The sequence below is a fragment of the Synechococcus sp. CC9311 genome, assembly GCF_000014585.1.
GTDB lineage: Bacteria > Cyanobacteriota > Cyanobacteriia > PCC-6307 > Cyanobiaceae > Synechococcus_C.
Genome location: NC_008319.1, coordinates 51,246 through 76,348, shown reverse-complemented (window position 1 = coordinate 76,348; position 25,103 = coordinate 51,246). Strand labels below are relative to the sequence as shown.

Sequence of the window (25,103 nt, the reverse complement as noted above, 5' to 3'; positions counted from 1 at the left end):
CAAGGCAGCGGGAGCAAAGCTGCCAAGAACAGGATCGTCGTGCCAGTGCAACCGCAATCAGACGCGGCTGATCACTGGACGCCCCAAAGCCTCGCGCAGCCCGCGCACTACAGCGGTCATCGCCAGCTCATCGTTGAGGCGATTAACCGCTGATCCCACTCCTACACCAGCGGCACCAGAAGCAATGGCCATTGGCACGGTGACAGCAGACAATCCAGAGGCGCAGAGCACGGGGACAGCGCACTCGGCCTGTTGCAGCGCAGCACTGATGCTGTGGGATGCGGCCAAAGTAGGAGCTGCTTTTTCAATCAATCCAAGGCTGCCAGCGCTGAACGGCTTTGCGCTGGTGCCGCCTTCGGTTTGGATCAGATCAGCACCGGCTGCAACCAAATCCACAGCCAACTGCTCTTGCTGATCCAGCGGCAGCACATGGGGCACCGTGACGCTCATCACCACGTCGGGAAGCAGCTCGCGGGTTCGGCGGGTGATGGCCAGCACTTCAGCGGCATCAAAGAGGCGGCCTTGAGGATAGAAAGCGTCGTAATTGCCAATCTCCACCATGGCCGCACCAGCAGCCACAGCGGCAGGAAACAGCTCAGGATCCACCGCAGACACACAAACAGGCACACCAGCGGAGGATTCGATCGCCAGCTTGACCAGCGCCGCATCACAGGCCACATCAATCAAATCAGCACCGCCGCGACCCGCGGCAGCCGCCACCATCGCCACGTTGGCTTGATCGAAGTTCATCAGACCGGCGATCACCTTGAGTGCAGAACGCTGCTCCAGGCTGCGACGGAGCTCAGCTGGCAGCAGAGAAAGGCGGGACATCCCAGCGAAATCAGGTTCCATCATTCTCACACCACACGTGTGATCGCGCCTAAGAACAGGCAAGATCAAATTTCTGTTGTTCCACTCGCTGGCCACACCATGGCTGCATCCAAATCATGGCTGCCTTGGCACGACACCCTGCACCGCCAACTGCTGAGGCAACCGAACCTGCTGCCCGATGGGGAAACATTGCTGATCGCTCTCTCCGGCGGTCAAGACTCCATGGCCTTACTAGGCCTACTCCTGGGGCTTCAGCATCTGCATCATTGGCACTTTCAGCTGTGGCACGGAGACCATGGTTGGCACGATCAATCAGCAGCCACTGCTTCCGAACTCAAGGAGTGGTGCCAAGGCCAGGAGCTGGATCTACAGATCAGCCGCAACACGAGAGATCACACAGGCACAGAGGCCAGCGCCCGATCCTGGCGCTACCAAGAACTTGCCGCATTAAGCCAACAGTTCTGCTGCCGCACAGTTCTCACCGCTCACACGGCGAGCGATCGGGCAGAAACATTGCTGCTGCAATTGGCCCGAGGCACGGATCTAGCCGGCCTTGGCAGCTTGCGGCCCATCAGACCACTTCAAAACAATGACCCCAACGGCACTCGGCTGGTGCGCCCCCTGCTGACCTTCAGCCGAGACGACACAACCCAGATCTGCCAGGACTTGCAACTGCCCGTTTGGCTTGATCCATCGAATGCCAATCCGGCCTTCAGCCGTAACCGCATCCGCAACGATGTGCTGCCGGTGCTTGAGGAGTTACATCCCGGTTGCAGCCAACGCATCGCCCAACTCAGCGAGCGGGTGTCCCAAGTGGAGGACAGCCAACGCACCCTCGCCACACTGGCCCTGGAACAGCTGCGCTATGAACGCGGCTTGCATCGCAAGGCACTCAAGGTTTTGCCAGACGCCACCCGTCGGCTCTTGCTCCATCATTGGCTGCAACAACAAGGCGTTCGCACGCTCTCCGCCAGCCAACTCGACACCCTGAGTGTTGCCATTGGCCCTGGCCGCCCCCCCGGGAGCCGCTCTTTAGCGGAGCACAAGACTCTGCAATGGACCCGAGACTCGGTACAACTGGTGAGCCAGCCGTAACAACCTCGCTTGGACGCTGATTTTCAGGAGCAATACGTCGCCGCTGAACAGGCCTACAGCGCCAGTGAGTTCGATAAGGCCGATGACTTAGCGCGACCACTGCTGGGGCAACTAGACCCACTTCCTGCCTCAGGAGCGGAACGGGAAGCAACCCTGGCCTGGAGAGCCTTTGTGGCCCTGTTGCTCGGTCACATCCACCTCTATGGAAAGGATGATGTCAGCCAGAGCGCCGACTTCTACAGGCTCGTACTTGCCAGCGAGCCGCCGGACACGCTGCGGGAACTTGCTCAACAAGGTCTCAACGAAGCTTTGGAGCGCTCACCTGTTATTGATGTTGCCGTGTCTGCACCATTGGCAGAAGAGCTGGCAACAGTGCCCTTTGCAAACGCATCAAGCCAGTTAGCAGGCAACGATCTCATCCGTGATCCGTTTTTAAACACCCCCGCAAAGCGCGCAGAGGCAGACAACCCCGAAGCTGAAACAATCGAAACGGCCATGCCCTGGCTGAAAGATGAGTCGCGACAGCCAAAGGAATCTCAACAGCCAAAAGTTCTTGACAGCGCTGAAAAGCGGGCTGAAAAATCAGTCAACTTGGAACACGCTCCTCAGAAGGCTTCAGCTCCATCGCTGACACGCGACTTTGATACGGCCCCCAAGCGTTTGGAGGACGGACTGCTGCGCGTCAATCTGAACCACATTTCACAAGTTGGATCGTCATCCGCTCAGACAGCTAATGACGACCAAACAACTTCACTTTCCTTGCAGAAGCGGTTGGGATTGGCCTGGCGTTCCCTACGCCGCCGCTGAACGACGACGACGAGTACGACCAGCTGGCATCTCGGGCTCTGGAGCACTGGTCACAACCACTGAAGACGCAACAGGCTCTTTAACTGGAGCAGGGGTGGGCGCTGGCGTTGCTTCTGCTGTAGGTGCCGGTGTTCCAATCACACGCGAAGGAACCACCCGAGCAGGGGCCGCATTGCGATCACGCCGGACATGGCCGTTGCCGCTATCGCGGCCAGGACCACCATGACGACCGCCACGCCCGCGGGATGCCGGGCGGGTATCAGGTTCTGCATCGGCCCGGCCTTTGTAAACCGGTGTGCCACCAGGTGCCGGCTGAATGAGACAAAGAATCAAAGGCTCCACTTGCATTTCGCGGCGCATGCGACGACCTAAGCCCACTTCCACTTCGCGCTGGACGCCCATCCAATCCACTTCGGGAGAGCCCGCATCCACATGGCGGCAGAGCTGCTTCCAGCGATTTTCAAGCACCCACTTAATTTCACGTTCCGTCCACAGCGACATCTTGCGTGCATCCGCGGTGGTGACCACACCACGCAAGTTGACGCGCGGTGGAGCCACCATCGCCCCATCGGTGCTGATCGCGGCCAAGATCGTCACGATTCCGTCAACGGCAAGCTGTTGACGCTCCTTGAGCACGCGTGCATCAACGATGCCATTGCGCGACTGATCGAGCAGCTCGATACCTGCTTTGACTGGATCACCTTTGCGCATTGAATCCGGAGTGAGCTCAACGACATCTCCGTTATTGATGATCAGCGTGTTGTCTTCTGGCACGCCCATGGAATGGCCCGTGCGGGCATGCTTCACCAACATGCGGTGCTCACCATGCACAGGCACGAAATATTTCGGGCGGGTGAGAGCCAACATCAACTTCTGATCTTCCTGGAAGCCATGGCCTGACACGTGAATGCCTTCACCCTTGCCATACACCACCTTGGCTCCCAAGATCATCAACTTATCGATCGTGTTCACCACTGAGATGGTGTTGCCAGGGATAGGGCTCGCAGAAAAAATGATCGTGTCTGAGGTTTTCACCTTCACTTGCGGATGATCACCACGTGAAATCCGGCTCAAAGCAGCAAGAGGCTCACCCTGGCTTCCGGTCATCAGCAACAGCGTCTCGCGATCTGGCACATCGTTGATCTGCTTGATTGGCACAAACAGCTCGTCGGGTGCACGCATGTAGCCGAGTTCACGGGCTTTGGCGATCACATTGAGCATGGAGCGCCCAAGTAGACCCACCTTCCGTCCGTTTTTAAGCGCCAGCTCAAGAATCATCGAAACCCGGTGAATCGAGCTCGCAAATGTGGTGATGATCACCCGCCCTTCCGCTTCCGCGATATGGCGATCGAGGTTGGGGAACACAGAACGTTCAGGCGGGCAGTACCCAGGGACCTCCGCATTGGTGGAGTCACTAAACAGACACAGCACTCCCTGATCGCCGTAATGGGCAAGGCGGGCCAAGTCAAAGTGCTCCCCATCCACAGGGGTGTGGTCAAACTTGAAATCACCAGTGAAAATCACAGTGCCCACTGGAGTGGTGATCGCCAGCGAAAAGCTGTCGGCCATCGAGTGGGTGTTGCGAATGAACTCCACCGAGAAGTGCTGACCCACCTTCACCACATCTCTTGGGCCAACTGTCTGGAGCGTGGTGCGATCGGTCACACCGGCCTCATCCATTTTTCCAGTGAGCATGGATAGGGCCAAACGAGGCCCATAAATCACCGGAATATCGAAATTCTTGAGGTGGTGAGCGATCCCACCGATGTGATCTTCGTGACCATGGGTCACAATCATGCCCCGAATCCGGCTCTGGTTTTCACGCAGGAAGCTGGTGTCAGGCATCACCACATTCACCCCGTGCATTCCATCACTGGGGAATGCCAAACCGGCATCCACAAGCATCAGGTCATCGCCGTACTCGAACACGCAAGTGTTCTTGCCGATTTCATGCAAGCCACCGAGTGGAATCACACGGAGACACGCCTGCTTGGTTTTAGAAAGAGTGGATGTCATCGATAAAGTTCGCGAAGAATTTAAAAAAAGGAAAAAAATCTGTACTGGCAGCCGGAGCGTCAGGTCTGACGCAGGGCAGTGAGAAGGTCGGCTAAGGAATCGCGCATGGCTGAATTAAGTGGCAATAAAGGAAGACGAGGAGCACCTACTGGCCATCCACTCAGCTCAAGAGCAGCTTTCACAGGGATGGGGTTGGAGGTTGCAAAGAGGGCCTGGAAGAGCGGCGTTAACTGCTCGTGTTGACCAAGGGCAACAGCGTTCTGACCGCTGAGGTAAGCATCAATCATGTGGCGCAAACGCCTGCCAACAACATGGCTGGCCACACTCACCACACCAACAGCACCAGCGGACAACATCGGCAAGAGCAAGCCGTCATCACCGCTATACACGGCAAGGCGAGGTCCACAGGCCAAGCGCAGCTCGGTGACTTCTTCAATGGAGCCGCTGGCCGCCTTAAAACTCACCACATTGGCGCAATTCATCAGCTGAGCGGCCGTGGCTGGAGCCAAGCTCGTGCCAGTGCGTCCAGGCACGTTGTAGAGCATCAGAGGCAGCTCTGGAGCCGCGTTCGCAATCGCTCGAAAATGCGCTTCCAAGCCTTCTTGGGGAGGCTTGTTGTAATAAGGCACAACCACAAGGGCACCATCAGCACCTGATGCCGCCGCTTCCCGCGTGGCCTTCACCGCCTCCCCCGTGCTGTTGCTGCCCGTACCAGCAAGCACCTTGACGCCAGGTCCAACGGCTTGACGGACCACCTCCAGCATCTTGACTTGCTCCTGCCAGCTCAGGGTTGGAGATTCACCCGTGGTGCCACAAACGACTAGCCCCTCTGAACCTTCCTCGACAAGATGACGGGCCAAACGACCTGCCAAGGCAAAATCCACGCGGCCCTCAGCATCGAAGGGGGTCACCATGGCCGTTAACAAGCGGCCAAACGGAGTTGGAGAAAGTTCAGCAGCAGGACTCATATAGATCAAACAGAAGGAAGAAGCAGTTCGGCAATTTGAATGGCATTCAGAGCAGCACCTTTGCGAATCTGATCACCACACAGCCAAAACTCAAGAGCATTTGGCTCACTGATGTCCTGACGAATCCGCCCCACCATGACCGGGTCTCGACCCGTTACATCGGTGGGCATTGGGAATCGGTTGTGGGCGGAATCGTCGAGTAACTCAACACCGGCAGCTGCAGCCAGAAGTGAACGTGCCTCCTCTACGGAGAACGGCTCATGGAATTCCACATTGACCGCTTCTGAGTGAGCGCGCAACACAGGGACCCGCACACATGTTGCAGTAAAACGCAAATCAGGTAGTCCCATGATCTTGCGGGTTTCATTCACCATCTTCAGCTCTTCTTCGCAGTAGCCATTCGCCTGCAGCGGAGAATTGTGCAAAAAAAGATTGAACGCAAGCGAATGGGGCAATACCTCACTGGTGGGGGTGCCTCCATCCAGCACCACCTGGGAGAGCTGGCGAAGCTCGTCCATGGCGCGAGCACCTGCACCACTGGCCGATTGGTAGGTGCTCACCACCACGCGACGCAATGGTCGGCGCAACGCCAGCGGCGCTAACGCCAAGCTCAGCAAAATTGTGGTGCAGTTGGGATTAGCAATCACGCCCTGGTGCTGATGCGCTGCATCTGGATTCACCTCGGGCACGACAAGAGGCACACCATCTTCCATGCGAAACGCGCTGGAGTTATCAACCATCACAGCTCCCGACGCCACGATCGCTTCGCGCCAAGCCTTGGAGACCGATCCACCGGCCGAGGCAAGCACCAAGTCAACTCCTTGGAAGGCTGTGGCTGTGGTCTCTTGAACGATGAGCTCCTGCCCCTTCCAAGAGCAGCGACTCCCAGCAGACCGGGCGGATGCCAAAAGGCGCAGTTCAGCAACAGGAAAATTCCGCTCCTCAAGGAGCTGGAGAAGCTCTTGTCCCACGGCACCACTGGCACCCAGGACAGCAACGGTTAGGGGTCGGTTAGGGAATGGAGCGGCGGAGATCAAACGAATGAAACTGGAACAAAATCTGGTGTAAGCCGTGGCTACAAGCCACTCACTGCATCGATCCCTGGCGTTGTGACGCCGCAGGGAGTTGCTAAAGCGTTCCAACCACCTTACGCGGATGGCAAAGGACTCACACTTAATTAAGGTGACGGGTCTGCTCTTAAACGCCGCCGATGAGTGCCGCCAGCCTGAAGGTCACCTCCACAGCCCGCCCCGGCAGCCGTCTGGCCGTTGAAGTAGCGATTCCAGCCGAACGCAGTCAAGCTAGTTACGAAGCAGCAATCTCACAGCTCAGCCGCAGCGTGAATTTGCCTGGATTCCGCAAAGGCAAGGTGCCTCGCTCCGTTCTCGTACAACAACTTGGCGGACTGCGCATTCGCGCGACCGCGCTTGAGAACCTTGTGGACGCCATCTGGCGGGACACGATCAAGCAGGAAACGATTGAAGCCTTAGGCCAACCCGAAGTGGATGGCGGCTACGAAGCCCTGCTGGAGTCTTTTGAACCTGGAAAACCCCTTTCCATCACATTTGAAGCCGATGTGGCTCCCACCCCAACCCTGAAGACCACCAAGGGGCTGAAAGCAGAAGCGGAGAGCGTCAGCTTCGATGCTGCAAAAGTGGATGAAATGCTCGAGCAGTCACGCCGTCAGCTGGCAACCGTGGTCCCTGTCGAGGGCCGCAAGGCTGCACAAGGCGATATCGCTGTGGTGGGTTTTAAGGGCACCTACAGCGACGACGGCAGCGAGATCGAAGGCGGCAGCTCCGAATCGATGGATGTGGACCTCGAGCATGGCCGCATGATCCCCGGCTTCATTGAAGGCGTTGTGGGGATGACCGTTGGTGACAGCAAAACAGTGGCGTGCAATTTTCCTGAGGACTACCCCAAAGAAGATGCGCGCGGACGCAAGGCCAGCTTCGAGATTGAACTGAAGGATCTCAAGACCAGAGAACTTCCCGACCTGGATGACGACTTCGCCAAACAAGCCAGCGAGCAGGAAACTTTGGCTGAGCTCCGCACCGACCTTGAGAAGCGTTTGAAGGACGACGCTGAGCGCCGTACTACCAGCAATCGACGCGATGCCCTCCTCGCCGCTCTCGTCGAGCAACTCGAGGTGGAACTGCCCGAAACCCTGGTTCAACAGGAAGTCCGCAACCTGGTGGAACAAACCGCAGCTCAATTCTCTCAGCAGGGAATGGATGTGAAATCCCTGTTCACTCCTGATCTAGTCCGCAACTTGATGGAGACCTCACGCCCAGAAGCAGAGGAGCGTTTACGCCGCAGTCTTGCCCTCTCAGCCCTGGCGGAAGCAGAAAGCCTCAAGATTGAGGACCCAGAGATTGACGCCAAAGTGAAAGAGGTCACAGCCCAACTCTCCGGTGAGCGTGACATCGACCCCAACCGTCTCCGTCAAGCCGTGATCGAGGATCTACTCCAAGAAAAACTGCTCGGGTGGCTGGAAGAAAACAGCACCGTGACCGAAAAGGCCCCTGACAAGGACAAGCCGAGCGTCACAGATGCCTGATCGGCGTCCATAGATTGCATCAACCTGTCCTCCCGCCCGCCGCCGCGTGATCAACGCCCGCAGCCACCACCCGATAGAAAACCGCTGGCGGGGAACCCTTCCCGTCTCCGCTCACACACCGCATGCCTCTCCTGGGGTTCCCACGGTGGTTGAGCAGTCCGGGCGGGGTGAACGCTCGTTTGATATTTATTCCCGTCTGCTCAGGGAGAGAATCATCTTTCTGGGAACCGATGTAAACGACCAGGTGGCGGATGCTCTGGTTGCTCAACTTCTGTTTCTAGAAGCAGAAGACCCCGAAAAAGACATTCAGGTGTATATCAATTCACCGGGTGGATCAATTACTGCAGGCTTGGCGATCTACGACACGATGCAGCAGGTGGCTCCTGACGTCGTCACGATCTGCTACGGCCTCGCCGCCTCAATGGGCGCTTTTCTGCTGAGCGGAGGCTGCAAAGGCAAACGCTTAGCCCTGCCCAACGCCAGGATCATGATCCACCAACCCTTAGGGGGTGCCCAAGGTCAGGCCGTGGACATCGAAATCATGGCGCAGGAAATTTTATTTCTTAAGGAAACCCTGAACGGCCTGATGGCGGACCATACCGGCCAGCCGCTCGCCAAAATCACCGAGGACACCGAACGGGACTACTTCCTTTCTCCGGCAGAAGCGGTTGAATACGGATTGATCGATCGCGTTGTGGACAATCTCGGAGGCGAAGGAATCATTACGGGGGGCTGACACAGCCCATATTCCCAACGATCCTACGTACTCAGTCCGATCCCACTCCGACCGGTTCTGTCTTTCCGTTTGATGAGTCCAGAGCCCGATGGCCAAATTTGACGCCCATCTGAAGTGCTCTTTCTGCGGAAAGTCCCAGGAGCAAGTGCGCAAGCTGATCGCAGGTCCTGGGGTTTACATCTGTGATGAATGCATCGATCTCTGCAACGAAATTCTTGATGAAGAGCTGATCGACGCCCAGGGCAATCCTCGTCACGGCGCCGAACCTTCCAAAAAAACTGCTGCAGGCGGCACTCGCAAAACCAGCAAACCTGCGCCAACGCTGGCCACGATCCCCAAACCCCAAGAGATCAAGGGTTTCCTCGACGAACAAGTTGTTGGTCAGGAGGCGGCTAAGAAGGTGATGTCTGTTGCCGTCTACAACCACTACAAACGTCTGGCCTGGCAGGGCGATGGCCAGGGTGAAGCTGCCCAAACGGCCACCCGCCTCCATAAGAGCAACATTCTGCTGATTGGTCCAACCGGCTGCGGCAAGACGCTGCTGGCCCAAACCCTGGCGGAAATGCTCGATGTGCCTTTCGCCGTTGCCGATGCCACAACCCTCACAGAGGCTGGCTACGTCGGAGAAGACGTTGAAAACATCCTGCTACGGCTGCTGCAGAAAGCCGATATGGACGTGGAACAGGCCCAGCGAGGGATCATCTACATCGATGAAATTGACAAAATCGCTCGCAAAAGCGAAAACCCCTCAATCACACGCGACGTGTCTGGGGAAGGGGTTCAACAGGCCCTTCTGAAAATGCTGGAGGGCACCGTGGCCAATGTGCCTCCTCAGGGTGGTCGTAAGCACCCCTACCAGGACTGCATCCAGATCGATACGAGCCAAATCCTGTTCATTTGTGGTGGAGCCTTCGTCGGCCTGGATGACGTGGTGCAGAAACGTATGGGCCGCAATGCCATCGGCTTTGTTCCAAACGATGGAAGGGGGCGCAACCGCGCGACCCGCGATATCCAAGCTGCCCAGGTGCTCCGCCATCTCGAACCCGATGATCTGGTCAAGTACGGCCTCATCCCAGAGTTCATTGGGCGCATGCCTGTGAGCGCCGTGCTTGAGCCCTTAGACGAACACGCACTTGAGTCGATTCTCACTGAGCCACGCGACGCCCTGGTGAAGCAATTCAGCACTCTCTTGAGCATGGACAACGTGCAACTGGACTTCGAAGCCCAGGCCGTTGAGGCGATTGCAAAAGAAGCTCACCGTCGCAAAACAGGCGCCCGAGCCCTGCGCGGCATCGTCGAGGAGTTGATGCTTGATCTGATGTACGAGCTGCCCTCCGATCAAAACGTGACTGCATTCACCATCACCAAAGCCATGGTCGAGGAACACACCGGTGGCAAGGTGCTTCCCCTCCCCGGCACCAAGCAGCACAAAGAGTCGGCTTGAACCTCACCCTGAATGGCTGCCGCTGACCATCTTTCAGTTCCACGCCAACACGGTTTATTTCTGCATCACGGCATCGATCTGGGCGATGGCACCATCGCCCATTACCTCGAGGGACGAGAAATTCTGCGCAGTCCGTTGGAGGAGTTCAAACGCGGATTAGAAACCAGCGTTGTTGAGCATGACCATCCATCTCCAGCGGGCGTCACACTGCGGCGCGCAATGAGTCGCATCGGCGAACAGCGCTACAACCTGCTCTTCAACAACTGCGAACACTTCGCCAGCTGGTGCAAAACCGGCCGGCATCAGAGCGGTCAAGTGGAGAACTTCCTGCACACCACCAGCCTCGGCGCTTTGGCAATCGGCCAGCTGATGCCCGCAGCGCTTCTCACGGGACTCCGATTGCTCCTGAAGCAGGGGTTGGTGAATAAACAATCCCGAGATCGCGCTCGCCGCGGCCTCTTACAGCTAAAAAAACTCCGTGAAAGTTTGCTCGACCAGCTGGAAGGCACGCTTGAGCAGGCAGAGGGGTGGATTCGCGGCGGCCCCAACAATGGCGCCAGCGATCGCTACGGAGGACAGAGCAGAAAGCTACTCAAAGCAGGGCAAAGCCTCGCCGATGAACTCGCAGCCTTAGAAGAACTCGAGCAACGCATCAGCGATTTGCTCAACGAGCAACATGGGCCTTCCATCAGCGATCAAGCTGAGTAACCTCAACATCTTGCGGGTAGTGCATGAGTCAGGCCTATCAGCCGCTGCATCACAAATACCGTCCTCAACGGTTTGATCAGCTGGTGGGTCAGGAGGCGATTGCCGCCACGCTCGGCCATGCCCTCACCTCCGGACGTATCGCACCGGCCTATCTGTTCAGCGGCCCGCGCGGAACCGGCAAAACATCCAGCGCCAGAATCCTTGCGCGCTCCCTCAATTGCCTCAGCCACGACGGTCCAACGCCACAGCCCTGCGGGACTTGTGAGCTGTGCAACACGATTGCACGGGGCACAGCCCTTGATGTGATCGAGATCGATGCCGCCTCCAATACCGGGGTCGATAACATTCGCGATCTCATCGAACGCTCCCGGTTTGCTCCTGTGCAAGCGCGCTGGAAGGTGTACGTGGTGGATGAGTGCCACATGCTCTCCACAGCCGCATTTAACGCGCTGCTCAAAACCTTGGAAGAGCCACCGCCGCAGGTGGTGTTCGTGTTGGCCACGACCGATCCCCAACGGGTGCTGCCCACAATCCTGAGCCGCTGCCAACGCTTTGACTTCAGGCGAATTCCCCTCGAGGCTTTGAACTCGCACCTCGCCTGGATTGCCGAACAGGAGTCGATTCCGATCCAACCAGAGGCACTGCATGTGGTGGCCCAACGCGCCCAAGGCGGTCTGCGCGACGCAGAAAGCCTGCTCGATCAGCTCAGCCTCCTCCCGGGACCGATCAAGGCGGATGCGGTCTGGGATCTCTTGGGAGCCGTTCCAGAACAAGAGCTTCTCAACCTGGCTGAAGCGCTTGCGGAGGGAGAACCGCTCACGCTTCTGGAGGCGAGCAGACGCCTGCTGGATCGTGGCCGGGATCCAGGTGCTGTACTTCAGGGGTTAGCTGGAATTTTGCGCGACCTGGTGTTGATGGCTGTCGCACCGGACCGCCCAGAGCTCACCGGGGTATCACCACAATTTCGAGAGCAGTTGCCTGCACTCGCGAAACGCCTAGGCCGTCAGCGACTTCTGTACTGGCAAGCACAACTCAAAGGCAGCGAACAGCAACTGCGTCAAAGCGTGCAACCAAGGTTGTGGCTTGAAGTGTTACTGCTGGGCCTCCTTGCTGAGGCCGAGCTCCCCGTTGCAAAACCCAGTTCTGCAGCACCGGGCAGCAATCCACCAAGCAGCGCTCAAGCAAGCATTCCTCCAGCCATCAGCACACCGGCGCTAACCAGCACAGATCCAGCAGCTGAAACAACAGCACCACCACCCGTCAGCCTTCCCAACACAAGTCCGCAACCGGTCGTGAGCTCAGAGCCTGCTCCGACGCCACAATCAGTGCAAGATCCAGACCCTGACAGCCACAACCTGGCTGAACTATGGCAACAGATTCTCGCCAGTCTGGAGCTCCCCTCCACCCGAATGCTGCTGTCACAGCAGGCACAACTGGTCCGACTCGATCCCCATCGCGCTGTGGTGCAGGTGGCTGGAAACTGGATGGGGATGGTGCAAAGCCGGGCCAGTTTGCTGGAACAAGCCATCAAACGTTCCATTGGCGGGAACCGACAACTGGTTTTGGAAAACCACGGTGGCGCAGCCCCGATGGCCTCAACGCCAGCCGCCGCAACGCAATCAACACCATCCACGCCGATCACAGCTCCAACGGCGTCTCAAGCCCAGCCTTCTCAACCGAAGCCAGCGTCTCCAGCGCCAGTCGCGGTGCCTGCTGTACAACCATCATCCATCACTCCTGTGGCAGCGCCCACAACAAACTCACCTCCCGCAAGCGCGAAACCGCCCAGCGTCGTCTCAGCTGAGGGCTCTGGACCGGGCTCCCCATCCATGGGCTCACCAACTCCTCCTCCACAAGCGGACGTGAGTCCCCCTTCGATCATGGATGAAAAAGTGAAGCGCTTTGCCGACTTTTTTAACGGTCAGGTCCTGGATGTGGAACTGGACAATGACTAAACCGTTTTAACCATCAAAGCTCAAGCTTTGACCGTCTCCTCATTCCCGCGATGGCTGGTTTTTGCCCAAACCAATCGCTTGGGAAGCACCGCCATTCGGAGCGTGACCCAGGGAATGACAAAGAACCAATGGCTGAGGTAGGCAATACCCAACAGCAATGAAAATGGATCGGGTTGAGGTAGGGAAGGACCTTCGCTGAAGCGGCGGCACCCTCTCCAATACGCCACGCCTGACACGCCAAACGCCACGATCGACAAGGGCCAGTAAGCCGGTGAGGTTCGCGTGAAAACACTGGTGAGCAAGTCGGCAAAGGAGAGAACAGGGAGGGCGTACTGAAGCAAGAAAAAACAAGCCAGGTCACGTCTCTGGCCAACCGTTAGGCGATTGGATAGCAACCCCGGCCAGTAATCAAAGAAGCGCTGCAACCCTCCTTCTGCCCAGCGTTGTCGCTGCTTCCAAAGCGCCGAAATGGTCTCCACCGCTTCTTCTCGCACCGGTGGATTCCAAAGCAGCGTTGTGCGCGCACCCTGGAGCAAGAAACGAAAACTAAGGTCCAGGTCGTCTGTGACCGTGTCCTCGTTGAAGCCACCGCAGGCTTCCAACACGTCACGACGCAGCAACTGCCCATTGCCACGAAGTTCTGACACCCCTCCGCCCAACAGGCGCCCCTGCTGAATCAGCGCATCAAACGCCATCTCCATGGCCTGGAGCCGCGTCAGCAAGTTGGTATCAGCATTCGTCACCGCTTTGCGCATCTGCACCCCAGACCAGTCACCCATCACGGCGATAGGAATCAAGCGTTCCAGCTGGTCTTCACTGATCTGACCATCGGCATCCAGCACGAGAATCCACTCCCCACTGCTTTGAGCTAACGCAGCATTCAGCGCACCCGACTTCCCTCCGCCTGCATTGCGCGGCCGGCGAATCACGTTCAAGTTCGGGTACTGAGGCTTCAGTTCATCCAACAGATCTGGTGTTTTGTCTTCGCTGCCGTCATCAATGATCCAAGTGGTGAGTTGGTCAGCTGGATAGCGAAGTGCTCCCAGGCGTTCCATCAAACGTGCCACCACAGCCTCTTCATCCCTGGCCGCCACCACAACGTCCACGTTGGGCCAAGAGGCAAGGCTCTCGACCACAGCGGGTTCTGCAGCCAAAGAGGTGTCTTTACTTGAGGGCTCATCCCCCTCGTTTGCAGGCGTGCCATTCGCGGGACTAGCACTCTCGTCAGAGCCTCGAAGCGTTGTACTGAGGGAATACCCACCCAGCACGAGCGCAAGCGTGAGCGAAGGGATGAGGCTCCTTGAGGGATCAAGCCAATGGGGTGCAGCTCCAGCGCAACCGCAAGCCACCAAAAACAGGGCTGTCTTGCCGCGCCGGCGATCGCCTGTCCCTGCGGCCAACACCCTGTCACCATTCGAAGTCATGGGACTTTAAGGGGCCTGACCAGTTACGGAGCTTGCTGACGGCTGAACCGAGGTCAATGTTGTGCCCGGGTAGTAGTGGCTGAGGATCCGTTCAAAGCTCCAACCTCGAGCCGCCAAATCGATGGCGCCAGCTTGCGAGAGGCCCACTCCATGACCAAATCCTCCACCGTTAAAACGCCATCGATCGGGCCCAAGTGTCTCAATCACAAACAAAGTGCTGGGCAGGCGACGCAAGGTGCGACGGATGCCATCCAGCTGCAACAGGACCGCCTCCCCATCACCCGACATCTCAATGTCGAGAGCCAGCACTCTTCCACTCGCACCTCTCTTCTGAACGCTGAGATCACTGGGGACACCAGAAGGAAGACCAGCTGCACTTAAAGCCTGGGCCACTTGGCCAGCGCTATACGTTCGCGACCAACGAAAACGGGGGTGATTCGTGCCATAGGCACCCTCGCTGCGCGCTAGCAAGCCACTCACGGAAGAGGCGTCCTTCATTGGCAACGCCATTCCATTGACCCATGCCTCTGAGCCATCGGCACGGGCCTGAACGTAAGGAAGTGAGTCCATCGCCCAGGCCTCATCTCCGCCAGCCATCACTCCACCATTACTGGCGTGATACCAGGCTTGAATCGGCTCGCCATTCCACGCCAACACTTGTCCGGACGTGGCACGAATCGCCTGACGCACTGCAGCACTGGCTTGACGGGGATCGCTGTACACCTGGCACTGCGTATCACTGCAGAGGTGATAGCCATCGATTGCAAACCGATGGCTATTCGCCAGGGCCCAGGTGCGCGCCAACACCGCCTGAGCCTCGAGTGCCGCCCTGGGAGATCCGGCGCCAATTTCATGGGGAACCACCCCCTCTAAATAACGCTCAAGCGGAACTTGTTCCAGCAATGTCCAACTGCCGTAGGCATCCGGCTGAAGACGAAATGGGCCACGCAGAACGCCTCCCTGCCAAAGAAGACCGTTCGGAGCCTCCAGCATCAGCGGACCCGTCAAGGTGCGTCCACCCGATGGGCCCTCCAAGACGGCTTTCATTTCCGTTTTGACCGTGCGCATCCATCTCCGCACCGGGACCCCTTCAAGCGGCTCAGCATCAATGGGTGCCCACACCTCCCAGTCGCCGGGATGGGCGACACGGGCAACCACACCTTGATTGCGCCAACGATTGGCAATCCGCTCCGCTGATTCAAAACTGGCGAAGGGGCCAGCAATCTGGCGTGCAATGTCTACAGGTTCCGCCAAAGGAGCAAGTCGCCAGCTGAGACGCAGCGACCTTGCCTCGGCGACCTCGGCTCCAGATCCATCCCTCATGCGCAGGGACTGCTGGCCAGCACTGTTCAAAGTGAGCAAAGGCCCGGAACGTTGCGTGGTGGTGCCGCGGCCGAGGTGATCGTCCAGTGCCACCCACAAAGGCGCTTGATTGGCCTTGGGCGGCAAAGGCACAGACCGATGGGTCACAACGACAGGAGAACCCGACTCAAGGGTCGCTTCTTGAGCGCGGCAGCCACAAGCGATGGCACTCACCAACGCCAACGGCACTACGACCCGGCACTTCAGCCAGCCAAAGGGAGGAGTCAAGGACACGTCCGCTGCAACTGGGTTCAGCATGACGTGGCTTGAATTGATTGGCTTTGGGGAAGGCAACGTTCTATTGTTGTCGCTTATGCCGCGTGCTGCCAGGCCAATGCCCAAGCTCAAGACCCGCAAAGCAGCCGCCAAGCGGTTCAAAGCAACAGGCACTGGCAAGTTCATGCGTCGCCGCGCCTTTCATAATCACCTTCTCGATCACAAAACGCCGAAACAGAAGCGTCATTTGAAGACCAAGGCTGTGGTGGATCGCACCGATGAGGAACGCGTCACGCTGATGATGCCCTACGCCTGAGCTCAGCCCTGAGTCCTGCCAGGTGGTAATCCACGCAGGACATTTCCCTCAACTTCTCCACATCTGATTCATGGCTCGCGTCAAGAGAGGCAATGTTGCCCGTAAACGCCGCAATAAAATTCTTCGCTTAGCCCGTGGTTTCCGCGGCAGCAACGGAACACTCTTCCGCACAGCAAACCAACGCGTCATGAAGGCGCTTTGTAATGCCTACCGCGACCGTCGTCGTCGCAAGCGTGATTTCCGCCGTCTTTGGATTGCACGGATCAACGCTGCCGCACGGATGAATGGCGTGAGCTACAGCCGCTTGATCGGTGGTCTCAAGAAAGCTGATGTGCGGATCAACCGCAAAATGTTGGCACAAATGGCCGTTGTTGATCCTGCGAGTTTCGCCAACGTTGTGAATGCCACTCAGGGTTAATGATCAGTCCCCATCGGGACGTTTCTTTGGTCTGACATGAATTCCTTGCTGCCTCAGACCTATTTGTTGGGCCTGATCGGCCTCTTGGCGATCGTTGCTGTTGTCGGCGGTCGCCAATTTTTACGTGTTCGTCGCGACGAACAAAGTTTGCTCAAGATGGAGCAAGACAAGGTCGCCTCCTCCAAAGACGCAGGTGCTTTGTATGAGCTGGCGTCGGTTCAATTGCGCAAGCGTTTGTACCCCCAGGCCATTGTGACCTTGCGCCAGGCGGTTAAAAGGCTCAACGACGAGCCCGATGAAGCGCGGGCGCTCATTGAGAATGCCCTGGGCTACGCGCTAGCAGCGGAAAAAGATTTTACGACTGCCGTACGCCATTACAAATCGGCTCTCCGAGCTAAAGAGAATTACCCGGTGGCAATCAATAACCTTGCTTTTGCGCAAGAGCGCTTACTAGAAAACGAGGAGGCTTGTGCCCTTTATCGCAAAGCACTCGTTCTCGACCCTAAAAACAAAACTGCACGCAAGCGGTTGAACCGCTTGGAACGTGCAGCGTCAAAAAGCAAAAATTCGAGTCAAGCTTCACCAAAGAGCCCGGATGGGCGCGGATTCTGAAACAGCGCAGCTGCCTGAAAGGTCAAGACGCCCTCCGGGGTTGGTCAGCCTTGGAGCTACCCATCCCGCCAATGAAAAATCCTGTAATCCTAAAAATCTCCCGCCAATTTCCAAGTCATCGGTGAGCTCAGAAGACAAAGGCAGAAGGTCAAGCTGATCCGATTTGGCATTGAGATTGCCCTGAACAGGCGTTGAAATCGAGCCGATGCGCATTTCACCGCGCAAATCCACCATCTGGCCCATTGGCTTCAAGCGGGTCAAGGTCAATTCAACATCCACGGTGGAATTGGACGTGAACGAGGTGTAATTTCCGCACCACTGGCGTGGCAGGGTTGCAGCGAGATCAGCAGCACGGGCGACAGGATCAAAACTCTCAACAGATCCCTCAAGTTCGAGAGGTATAGCTAGTTGTGAACTATCAAACGATTGGGAAGACTCAAACGGTGCCTGAATCTCAACCGGTACGTCCATGACGGGAGGAACGGGCATGCAAGCAATAGATGACTCGCGCAGGTTAGAGCGGTTGCGGCCTGCTTGGACCCCATCACGATCCGGTTCTCCAACCAAACCGCAACTGACCACTATGGATCCGACCCACTCTCACGACGATGCACTCCAAATCGGAGGACGCACTTTCAACAGCAGACTGATCACCGGGACGGGCAAATACCCAAGTCTGGAGGCCATGCAGCACAGCCTGCAGCGCTCAGGCTGCGAGATGGTCACAGTTGCCGTTCGGCGGGTTCAGGCGGTCGCTGAAGGACATGCAGGGCTGATGGAAGCGATTGACTGGTCACAAATCTGGATGCTTCCCAATACGGCGGGGTGCACCAACGCGGAAGAGGCCGTGCGGGTCGCCCGGCTCGGCAGGGAGCTCGCCAAGCTGGCAGGTCAGGACAACAATTTTGTGAAACTCGAGGTCATTCCAGACAGTCGCCATTTGCTGCCCGACCCTTTTGGAACATTGGAAGCAGCAGAAATGCTGGTGAAGGAGGGCTTCACAGTGCTGCCTTACATCAATGCCGACCCACTGCTGGCCAAGCGCTTAGAAGATGTGGGCTGCGCCACCGTGATGCCGCTGGGATCCCCTATCGGATCAGGTCAGGGATTGCGCAATGCCGCCAACATTGGCCTAATCATTGAGAACGCCAAGGTACCGGTGGTGGTCGATGCTGGAATTGGCGTGCCCAGTGATGCAGCCCAGGCCATGGAGATGGGCGCGGATGCGGTTCTGATCAACAGCGCCATTGCTCTTTCGGGACAACCTCCTCTGATGGCAGAAGCCATGGCCAACGCCGTTAATGCAGGGCGCCAATCCCTGCGGGCTGGGCGGTTGCCAACCCGCCCAGAAGCCTCTCCAAGCTCCCCCACAAGCGGACGGATCAACGGCTAGCAAGGAACATTCCGTCCATCAACCCATTCACCGCCTCGACGTAACAACACATCTCGGGACGTAAAGGAGCATGAAGGAGCAGGGGCGCAACAACGATCCACTCCATAAGGTCCCGTTCAGTTGCAGCTCAATCCATGCAGGTCACTGAAGAAGATGGCGGTCGCCTCAACGCCTTCGCAAAGGAACCGCGCATGGAAGTCATCAGCGAGGGAGCCTCTCTCAGCAACGGCTCTCGGCTCCTGATCATCTCCGGCGCAGTGCTTGTTGTCGCACTCATGGCTCTGTCCGTAGCCGTCAGCTGAAAACCCTGTAGTAGCTTGCCAGAAATCAGCGGCTTGCTCGCTTCAGCAGGAGTTTGGGTTGAAGGTTCTCGTTTTAGGTGGTGACGGCTTCTGCGGCTGGCCTTGTGCGGTGAATTTGGCCGACCAAGATCACGATGTTGTGATCGTGGACAACCTCAGCCGTCGCAAGATCGACATCGACCTTGAGGTGGAATCGTTGACGCCGATCGTGAGCATCGGTGAACGTCTGAACGTGTGGGAAAGCATTGGCGGCAAGCCCATGCGATTCATCCATATGGATATCGCCCACGAGTACCAGCGGCTTCTCGACCTCATCATCGAAGAGAAGCCGGATTCGATCGTGCACTTCGCCGAACAGCGAGCTGCGCCTTACTCGATGAAGAGCAGTGCTACCAAGCGCTACACCGTTGACAACAACGTCAACGGCACCCACAACCTGCTGGCAGCGATCGTGGAATCTGGCCAAGACATCCACGTGGTGCACCTCGGCACGATGGGTGTGTATGGCTATGGATCCCACCGTGGCGCCACCATTCCTGAGGGCTACCTCAAGGTGGAAGTGCCCCAACCTGACGGCAGCCGTTTTGAAGAGGAAATTCTTCATCCGGCCAGTCCTGGCAGCGTTTATCACATGACCAAGACGCTCGATCAGTTGCTGTTCCTCTACTACAACAAGAACGACAAAGTCCGAATTACTGACCTTCACCAAGGCATTGTTTGGGGCACCAACACCGAGGCCACGGATCGCGATCCGCGCCTCACCAACCGCTTTGATTACGACGGTGACTACGGAACGGTTCTGAACCGCTTCCTGATGCAAGCAGCGATCGGATATCCACTCACGGTGCATGGCACCGGCGGTCAAACCCGCGCCTTCATTCACATCCGTGACTCGGTGCGTTGTGTGCAGCTCGCGCTCGAAAATCGACCTGAGAAAGGCGAACGGGTCAAGATCTTCAATCAAATGACCGAGAGCCACCAGGTGGGCGAATTGGCCAAGAAGGTGGCTGCTTTAACAGGTGCTCAGGTCAACAATCTCCCCAATCCACGCAACGAAGCCGTTGAAAACGATCTGATCGTGGACAACCGCTGTTTCATCGAGCTGGGGCTCAAACCCACCACACTTGATGACGGGCTGTTGAAGGAGGTGGTGGAAATCGCCACACGCTATGCGGATCGCTGCGACCGCAATCGCATCCTCTGCACGTCGGCCTGGACCAAGACTCAGGCCCAAGCCATTGGCAACGCTTCCTAATCGGGACGAATCCTTGAAAATCGCCTTTTTTACAGAAACGTTCCTCCCCAAAGTTGACGGCATCGTGACCCGGCTCACCAAAACGGTGAAGCATTTGGTGGATGCAGGAGACGAGGTGGTGGTGTTCTGTCCGGAAGGCGCACCGAGCCATTACATGGGAGCCAAGGTGGTGGGAGTTCCCGCCATGCCCTTGCCGCTCTACCCAGAGCTGAAGCTGGCCTTGCCGCGGCCTGCTGTCTCCGAGGCCATCGATGCCTTCCAGCCGGACCTGATCCACGTGGTCAACCCAGCGGTTCTGGGATTGGGAGGCATCTGGCTCGCCAAGACCAAATCCATCCCACTGATCGCCAGTTATCACACGCACCTGCCGAAGTATCTCGAGCACTACGGCATGGGCATGCTCGAACCCCTGCTGTGGGAGCTGCTCAAAGCGGCCCATAACCAAGCTGTGCTGAATCTCTGCACCTCCACCGCAATGGTGCAAGAGCTAAGTGATAAGGGCATCCAGCACACCGCCTTGTGGCAGAGGGGCGTGGATACGGAGCTGTTCCGGCCAGAGTTGCGTAGCCCCGAACTCCGTCAACGCTTACTCGGTGAATACGACGACCGCGGCGCGCTTCTGCTGTATGTCGGACGGCTCTCCGCAGAAAAACAAATCGAACGGATCCGTCCGGTGCTCGAAGCACTACCCGATACGCGACTGGCACTGGTGGGCGATGGCCCTCACCGACAGCAACTGGAGAAGCATTTCGAGGGAACCGCCACTACCTTTGTGGGCTATCTGGCTGGCGAGGAACTCGCTGGGGCTTACGCCAGCGGTGATGCCTTCCTCTTCCCCTCAAGCACCGAAACCCTTGGCCTTGTGTTGCTCGAGGCAATGGCAGCTGGATGCCCAGTGGTGGGAGCCAATCGCGGCGGCATCCCGGACATCATCAGCGACGGCGTCAACGGTTGTCTCTACGAACCGGACGGTGCAGATGCAGGGGCAGGTAGCTTGATCGAAGCCACCGGCAAACTGCTCGGCAATGACCTCGAGCGTCAAGCCCTCCGCAATGCCGCCCGATCGGAAGCCGAACGATGGGGCTGGGCCGGGGCAACAGAGCAGCTACGCGGCTATTACCGCCAGGTGCTCTCCTCAGACATCAGCTCAGCGGCGTAAGTCAATTCTGTTTGCGATTGCGGTTCCACACCTCAATCACTTTCTTGGCCATCGGCAAAGCATGCACTGAACCACCCCCCGGCGTGTTCTGAGCGAAGGCCACCACAACGATCTCTCCATTCGGATAGGGGGCATAACTGGCAAACCAGGCATGATCTGGGCCTCCCGTGCTGTCCTCTGCTGTACCGGTCTTACCAGCCGCAGGAGGAATGCCCTCACCATTCAGGCCATAGCCGGTGCCGTCCTCCACCACCTTGCGCAAGCCTTCACGGATCTTGGCCAGGGTTGATGGCTTGATCGGCACCTTGGTACGCCGCGATGGAGCTGTCCAATCCAAGCCTTGATCAGCAAGGTGGGGCGTTACCAACCAGCCACCATTGGCAAACACGGAATAAGCCCTTGCCAATTGGAGAGGGGTGATCTGCACCACGGACTGGCCAATCGAAGCAGAGGCCATGTCCTCAGGAATCCAAGGAGTGGAACCAGGCTCCGCCCAGCCTCGCCCCTCCTTTGCCCACTCTTCATCTCCAACGAGACCCACATTTTCCTCCCAACCGATTTCGATCCCCGTCTTACGCCCGAAACCAAGTTGAGTGGCCGCTTTCTTGAGAGCGAGCGAGCCCGAACCAACACCGACTTGATAGAAAAACGTATTGCTGGAGAAGCGCAGGGCGTCGGCGTAGCCAATCCGTCCAAATCCAGCGCCATTGTGATCAGGAAAACAATGGCCGCCATAGGTGATGCAGGAGGTGGTGTTCAACTTGACCTCCGGCGGAAATTTGCCCGACGCCATTCCTGCCATCGCTGTCACGGGCTTCCAAGTGCTTCCAGGGTCATAGGCATTCATGGCACGGCTTAACAGCGGCTTTTTGGGATTGGAAAACAGCGCGTCGTATTCCTTTTGAGTCGTCACCAATTTCGAGAAAAAATTGGGGTCAAAATTCGGGTTGCTCGCAAGGGCCAAGATCGCTCCGTTGCGAGGGTCCATAGCCACGATTGCGCCGCCAGGTTTATCAGCCAAAGCCTGCTCAGCCGTCTTCTGAAGATCAAGATCGAGAGTGAGCGTGAGGTCTTTACCGGCAACAGATGGACGATCACCTAGATGCCTCTGCACTTCCCCCATAGCATTCACTTCAAGCATTTGCCCGCCCCACTTGCCCCGCAAGTGCGACTCGTAGGCCGCCTCTACCCCGATGCGTCCAATCCGATCGCGAATCTTGTAACCCCGATCAGCCAGTGCTGTGTATTCCTCTTCAGTGATCGGCTGGGTGTAGCCGAGCGTATGGGCTGCCAGTGTTCCGTAGGGATAGGCACGAAGAATGTCCACGTCCACTTGAGCGCCCTTCAGTCCGAGGGACTGCTCCCGGAAGCGAAGCACCTGCTCGGAACTGAGTTCGCTGGCCAAATTGATGCGGTAGCCATTGCGATCCGGCCCCGACTGGCGGCGACGATCCAGGGTCATCGGGTTGAGATCCATAAGACTTGAAAGGCGATCGCGCAGCTCCGGCCAGGCCGCGTCATCCACCAAGCGCGGCTCCACATAAAGCGAATAGGTGAGCTTGCTGGAGGCCAATACCCGCCCTTTGCGATCAAGGAGACGACCACGCGTTGGCGATCTGGGTACGAGTCGTATGCGGTTTTCATCCGCCAGCTGCCTGTAGCGAGGGCCCTCCAACACCTGGAGCCACACCAACCGAGCAACCATGGCGCTGCAAAACAACAGCACCAATCCGAACAAAACCAGGGGCTGCTGGCGCAAGCCGCTGTGACGCTGAGCGTCCCTTTGAGGAGAAGCGGAGCGCGTCATGCCCTCTAGCTCTCTTGCTCAAGCTGAGCTTCTAAGGCCTGAAGCCGTTGCGTAATCCTCGCCAGAACTTCATGCAACTGGTGTTCTTCCTGTTCTGGTGAACTTCCTTCTTCAATGACGTCAACCACTTCAGCTGAAGGCTCCTCCACAGCCACCTGCACGGGCATCACTGGATTACCGAGTCCAGGACTCACTTGATCGAGTCTTTCACGCACACCCTTCGCAGCAGGTTCACCTTCATCGCGCAACTCTCGCAACGGATCCGACGCACCTGAAGTGAAAGGCTCCACCACCTTGGCTGGACCTCCAGCGCGGACTCGCTCGACCAAAGCAAGCCCCACGGGCAAGACCTCCTGCATCAACGTCAGTCTCAGGGTGTCGAACGGTTGATTCTCAGCCATGAGCAGACTCGTACTCAGCGGACTCCAGTCTGCTCCGGAGGAGGCAAAAGTGTCGGACAACTTGAATTAGATGACCCGATCCACCAGCCACCAACACCTGTGAGCACCAACAAGGCCACAGCTGGGGCCAAAGCGTGATGAGTCGCTTCTAAAGCAAGCCATTCCCCCCACGAACGCCAAAAACGATCACGATCAAATCGACGTCGTTCCCTAGTTTCCTGCTTGGCACGTCGCCGGTACGACTTCTCAACCCAACGCTCGAACGATCGCTTCTTGGTGATCGCCATCTTGCGCTCCACCTCCAGCAAATGCCCGGAGCTGAGCTCTGGATGAAACGTCCCTATCAACTCGAGGCTCTTGAGGAACATCTCCACAGCTCCGTCCTTGATCTCCCGGTTGGAGTCATCCAGCAGGGTCCAGTCGAGCTCGGGATAAAAGCGACTTCGATTCGAGGCAATCTGCTCTTCGGGAAGCTGACCCGGTTCGCGCAACCAACGATCTGTATTGCTGTCGAAGCGACGCCAATACAAGAAAGGGTTGATGTAGATCGTTTTCCCTGCCAACAAAATGCTGTCTTGCTGAAGACGGCGCTGAAGCTGGAGGTCCTGCTCTTGAGCAGCGGTCAAGGGATTGATGCCGGGCGCTAAGGATATCGACGCCAAGGCTCATCCACCAGCCCCCTACCAAAATGCACGCAAGCAAGGTCAACCATCCAAATCAATCAACTGAATTTCTCACCAAGAGCTCGAACATTTGAATGCAATACACTTAATCAAGCCGAAAAGACGCTTTTTCACGAGCAACCATTGAGCAGTATTTGCAGTTTTTAAAGAGGTAGCGCAAAAGAGATCTTGCTACTTCTGAGGCAGATTTACTCAATAACAGCTAACACAAGAGGTCAAGGCAGAGCTGTCAACGTGATTTCTTTTCTATTGAATTCTTGAAAAACCAAACCCTGAACAGCAGGCCCCAAGACACGTAATAGCAACCAGGCCTAACAACAAGCCTAGAACCTTAAGCCTTGAATAAAGAATTCGCCAACAACACAACAATCAACCTATAGCCAGCGCAATGAATCCAGCCAGCCATACAAGCCATACATTAAGAATCCTCTTTCAGCCCACTTCGCTCTGAGCGACATTCAACATGCTTACTTAATAAGCCCAGGAGATTAAGACGATGTTGATAAGGATAAGCGCGAGGCTGGGAAATCTTTTGCCAGCAATCTACAGAGAAGAGCCAACTGAGGTCATAATTTTCAACAGACTCCTTTTCGTTGTCGACAATATCTACCGAAAAGTCATAGGCGGACATCCCA

Annotated in this window: 24 protein-coding genes; 14 read left to right on the top strand and 10 right to left on the bottom strand. The window is 57.2% G+C overall.

Translation table 11 applies throughout. The annotated features are described in order from the left end of the window. Positions 1-57: 57 nt before the first annotated feature. The gene (locus SYNC_RS00385) at positions 58-831 is read right to left on the bottom strand and encodes a DUF561 domain-containing protein (protein WP_011618061.1); all 774 of its coding nucleotides are present in this window, start codon (positions 829-831) and stop codon (positions 58-60) included. Between the two features lie 99 nt (positions 832-930). On the opposite strand from SYNC_RS00385, the gene tilS reads away from it, so the two are divergent. Further along, positions 931-1,926 carry a tRNA lysidine(34) synthetase TilS gene (tilS, locus tag SYNC_RS00380; protein WP_011618060.1) on the top strand — a complete coding sequence of 332 codons (996 nt, stop codon included), beginning with the start codon at positions 931-933 and terminating at the stop codon, positions 1,924-1,926. A 9-nt stretch (positions 1,927-1,935) separates the two neighbouring features. Next, positions 1,936-2,733: a hypothetical protein gene (locus tag SYNC_RS00375; protein WP_041426222.1), complete on the top strand. Its 798-nt coding sequence runs from the start codon at positions 1,936-1,938 to the stop codon at positions 2,731-2,733. Here SYNC_RS00375 and SYNC_RS00370 read toward each other — a convergent pair. From SYNC_RS00370 to SYNC_RS00360, 3 genes are read right to left on the bottom strand one after another with little or no spacing between them, the layout of a single operon-like run. Continuing rightward, complete coding sequence (locus SYNC_RS00370) at positions 2,719-4,749, bottom strand: ribonuclease J (protein WP_011618058.1); 2,031 nt, start codon at positions 4,747-4,749, stop codon at positions 2,719-2,721. The genes SYNC_RS00375 and SYNC_RS00370 overlap by 15 nt on opposite strands. Positions 4,750-4,808: 59 nt before the next feature. Beyond that, complete coding sequence (gene dapA, locus SYNC_RS00365) at positions 4,809-5,717, bottom strand: 4-hydroxy-tetrahydrodipicolinate synthase (protein WP_011618057.1); 909 nt, start codon at positions 5,715-5,717, stop codon at positions 4,809-4,811. A 5-nt stretch (positions 5,718-5,722) separates the two neighbouring features. Beyond that, complete coding sequence (locus SYNC_RS00360) at positions 5,723-6,754, bottom strand: aspartate-semialdehyde dehydrogenase (RefSeq protein ID WP_011618056.1); 1,032 nt, start codon at positions 6,752-6,754, stop codon at positions 5,723-5,725. Positions 6,755-6,927: 173 nt separating this feature from the next. Between SYNC_RS00360 and tig the strand changes: the two genes are divergently transcribed. The 5 genes from tig to SYNC_RS00335 all read left to right on the top strand — a co-directional run bounded on the left by tig (position 6,928) and on the right by SYNC_RS00335 (position 13,120). Next, positions 6,928-8,277 (top strand): trigger factor, encoded by a 1,350-nt coding sequence (gene tig, locus SYNC_RS00355; protein WP_011618055.1) that lies wholly within the window; start codon positions 6,928-6,930, stop codon positions 8,275-8,277. 46 nt (positions 8,278-8,323) lie between these two features. Next, entirely contained in the window at positions 8,324-9,013 is a 690-nt protein-coding gene (gene clpP, locus SYNC_RS00350) for an ATP-dependent Clp endopeptidase proteolytic subunit ClpP (RefSeq protein WP_011618054.1), read from the top strand. 88 nt (positions 9,014-9,101) lie between these two features. Beyond that, positions 9,102-10,457 (top strand): ATP-dependent protease ATP-binding subunit ClpX, encoded by a 1,356-nt coding sequence (clpX, locus tag SYNC_RS00345; RefSeq protein ID WP_011618053.1) that lies wholly within the window; start codon positions 9,102-9,104, stop codon positions 10,455-10,457. A 12-nt stretch (positions 10,458-10,469) separates the two neighbouring features. After that, positions 10,470-11,165, top strand: coding sequence for a lecithin retinol acyltransferase family protein (locus SYNC_RS00340; RefSeq protein ID WP_011618052.1), 696 nt, complete (start codon positions 10,470-10,472; stop codon positions 11,163-11,165). 23 nt (positions 11,166-11,188) lie between these two features. Then, entirely contained in the window at positions 11,189-13,120 is a 1,932-nt protein-coding gene (locus SYNC_RS00335) for a DNA polymerase III subunit gamma/tau (protein ID WP_011618051.1), read from the top strand. A 20-nt stretch (positions 13,121-13,140) separates the two neighbouring features. On the opposite strand, the gene SYNC_RS00330 is transcribed toward SYNC_RS00335, so the two are convergent. Beyond that, positions 13,141-14,544 carry a glycosyltransferase family 2 protein gene (locus tag SYNC_RS00330; RefSeq protein ID WP_011618050.1) on the bottom strand — a complete coding sequence of 468 codons (1,404 nt, stop codon included), beginning with the start codon at positions 14,542-14,544 and terminating at the stop codon, positions 13,141-13,143. A 6-nt stretch (positions 14,545-14,550) separates the two neighbouring features. Further along, the gene (locus tag SYNC_RS00325; protein ID WP_148201789.1) at positions 14,551-16,164 is read right to left on the bottom strand and encodes a SpoIID/LytB domain-containing protein; all 1,614 of its coding nucleotides are present in this window, start codon (positions 16,162-16,164) and stop codon (positions 14,551-14,553) included. Between the two features lie 76 nt (positions 16,165-16,240). Here SYNC_RS00325 and rpmI point away from each other — a divergent pair, with 76 nt between their 5' ends. The 3 genes from rpmI to SYNC_RS00310 all read left to right on the top strand — a co-directional run bounded on the left by rpmI (position 16,241) and on the right by SYNC_RS00310 (position 17,468). Then, on the top strand, positions 16,241-16,438 hold the full coding sequence (gene rpmI / locus SYNC_RS00320; RefSeq protein WP_011618048.1) for a 50S ribosomal protein L35: 198 nt from the start codon (positions 16,241-16,243) through the stop codon (positions 16,436-16,438). Positions 16,439-16,508: 70 nt separating this feature from the next. Continuing rightward, positions 16,509-16,856, top strand: coding sequence for a 50S ribosomal protein L20 (rplT, locus tag SYNC_RS00315; RefSeq protein WP_006855011.1), 348 nt, complete (start codon positions 16,509-16,511; stop codon positions 16,854-16,856). Positions 16,857-16,892: 36 nt separating this feature from the next. Next, positions 16,893-17,468, top strand: a complete 576-nt coding sequence (locus SYNC_RS00310) for a hypothetical protein (protein ID WP_011618047.1) — start codon at positions 16,893-16,895, stop codon at positions 17,466-17,468. Here the strand turns inward: SYNC_RS00310 and SYNC_RS00305 are convergent. Further along, complete coding sequence (locus tag SYNC_RS00305; protein ID WP_041426823.1) at positions 17,436-17,957, bottom strand: hypothetical protein; 522 nt, start codon at positions 17,955-17,957, stop codon at positions 17,436-17,438. The genes SYNC_RS00310 and SYNC_RS00305 overlap by 33 nt on opposite strands. A gap of 94 nt (positions 17,958-18,051) precedes the next feature. On the opposite strand from SYNC_RS00305, the gene SYNC_RS00300 reads away from it, so the two are divergent. The 4 genes from SYNC_RS00300 to SYNC_RS00285 all read left to right on the top strand — a co-directional run bounded on the left by SYNC_RS00300 (position 18,052) and on the right by SYNC_RS00285 (position 21,577). Beyond that, positions 18,052-18,861 carry a thiazole synthase gene (locus SYNC_RS00300; protein WP_041426218.1) on the top strand — a complete coding sequence of 270 codons (810 nt, stop codon included), beginning with the start codon at positions 18,052-18,054 and terminating at the stop codon, positions 18,859-18,861. Positions 18,862-18,995: 134 nt separating this feature from the next. After that, a complete protein-coding gene (gene psb34 / locus SYNC_RS00295; RefSeq protein ID WP_011618044.1) occupies positions 18,996-19,163 on the top strand; it encodes a photosystem II assembly protein Psb34 in 168 nt (55 codons plus the stop codon). 58 nt (positions 19,164-19,221) lie between these two features. Continuing rightward, entirely contained in the window at positions 19,222-20,418 is a 1,197-nt protein-coding gene (locus tag SYNC_RS00290) for an NAD-dependent epimerase/dehydratase family protein (RefSeq protein WP_011618043.1), read from the top strand. A gap of 13 nt (positions 20,419-20,431) precedes the next feature. Further along, complete coding sequence (locus SYNC_RS00285; protein WP_011618042.1) at positions 20,432-21,577, top strand: glycosyltransferase family 1 protein; 1,146 nt, start codon at positions 20,432-20,434, stop codon at positions 21,575-21,577. Between the two features lies 1 nt (position 21,578). Here the strand turns inward: SYNC_RS00285 and mrdA are convergent, their stop codons facing one another. From mrdA to SYNC_RS00270, 3 genes are read right to left on the bottom strand one after another with little or no spacing between them, the layout of a single operon-like run. Then, positions 21,579-23,384 carry a penicillin-binding protein 2 gene (mrdA, locus tag SYNC_RS00280; RefSeq protein WP_011618041.1) on the bottom strand — a complete coding sequence of 602 codons (1,806 nt, stop codon included), beginning with the start codon at positions 23,382-23,384 and terminating at the stop codon, positions 21,579-21,581. Between the two features lie 5 nt (positions 23,385-23,389). Continuing rightward, a complete protein-coding gene (locus SYNC_RS00275; RefSeq protein WP_041426216.1) occupies positions 23,390-23,785 on the bottom strand; it encodes a hypothetical protein in 396 nt (131 codons plus the stop codon). 14 nt (positions 23,786-23,799) lie between these two features. Then, a complete protein-coding gene (locus SYNC_RS00270; protein ID WP_041426822.1) occupies positions 23,800-24,411 on the bottom strand; it encodes a hypothetical protein in 612 nt (203 codons plus the stop codon). Positions 24,412-25,103: the final 692 nt, after the last annotated feature.

Excerpts from the sequence above, each read along its gene's own strand:
- tig (WP_011618055.1), top strand. The coding sequence starts at position 6,928 with ATGAGTGCCGCCAGCCTGAAGGTCACCTCCACAGCCCGCCCCGGCAGC.
- SYNC_RS00310 (WP_011618047.1), top strand. The coding sequence starts at position 16,893 with ATGAATTCCTTGCTGCCTCAGACCTATTTGTTGGGCCTGATCGGCCTC.
- mrdA (WP_011618041.1), bottom strand. The coding sequence starts at position 23,384 with ATGACGCGCTCCGCTTCTCCTCAAAGGGACGCTCAGCGTCACAGCGGC.
- SYNC_RS00275 (WP_041426216.1), bottom strand. The coding sequence starts at position 23,785 with ATGGCTGAGAATCAACCGTTCGACACCCTGAGACTGACGTTGATGCAG.
- SYNC_RS00325 (WP_148201789.1), bottom strand. The coding sequence starts at position 16,164 with ATGCTGAACCCAGTTGCAGCGGACGTGTCCTTGACTCCTCCCTTTGGC.
- SYNC_RS00370 (WP_011618058.1), bottom strand. The coding sequence starts at position 4,749 with ATGACATCCACTCTTTCTAAAACCAAGCAGGCGTGTCTCCGTGTGATT.
- tilS (WP_011618060.1), top strand. The coding sequence starts at position 931 with ATGGCTGCATCCAAATCATGGCTGCCTTGGCACGACACCCTGCACCGC.
- SYNC_RS00305 (WP_041426823.1), bottom strand. The coding sequence starts at position 17,957 with ATGCCCGTTCCTCCCGTCATGGACGTACCGGTTGAGATTCAGGCACCG.
- clpX (WP_011618053.1), top strand. The coding sequence starts at position 9,102 with ATGGCCAAATTTGACGCCCATCTGAAGTGCTCTTTCTGCGGAAAGTCC.
- psb34 (WP_011618044.1), top strand. The coding sequence starts at position 18,996 with ATGCAGGTCACTGAAGAAGATGGCGGTCGCCTCAACGCCTTCGCAAAG.
- SYNC_RS00330 (WP_011618050.1), bottom strand. The coding sequence starts at position 14,544 with ATGACTTCGAATGGTGACAGGGTGTTGGCCGCAGGGACAGGCGATCGC.
- SYNC_RS00300 (WP_041426218.1), top strand. The coding sequence starts at position 18,052 with ATGGATCCGACCCACTCTCACGACGATGCACTCCAAATCGGAGGACGC.
- rpmI (WP_011618048.1), top strand. The coding sequence starts at position 16,241 with ATGCCCAAGCTCAAGACCCGCAAAGCAGCCGCCAAGCGGTTCAAAGCA.
- rplT (WP_006855011.1), top strand. The coding sequence starts at position 16,509 with ATGGCTCGCGTCAAGAGAGGCAATGTTGCCCGTAAACGCCGCAATAAA.
- SYNC_RS00385 (WP_011618061.1), bottom strand. The coding sequence starts at position 831 with ATGTCCCGCCTTTCTCTGCTGCCAGCTGAGCTCCGTCGCAGCCTGGAG.
- SYNC_RS00340 (WP_011618052.1), top strand. The coding sequence starts at position 10,470 with ATGGCTGCCGCTGACCATCTTTCAGTTCCACGCCAACACGGTTTATTT.
- SYNC_RS00335 (WP_011618051.1), top strand. The coding sequence starts at position 11,189 with ATGAGTCAGGCCTATCAGCCGCTGCATCACAAATACCGTCCTCAACGG.
- dapA (WP_011618057.1), bottom strand. The coding sequence starts at position 5,717 with ATGAGTCCTGCTGCTGAACTTTCTCCAACTCCGTTTGGCCGCTTGTTA.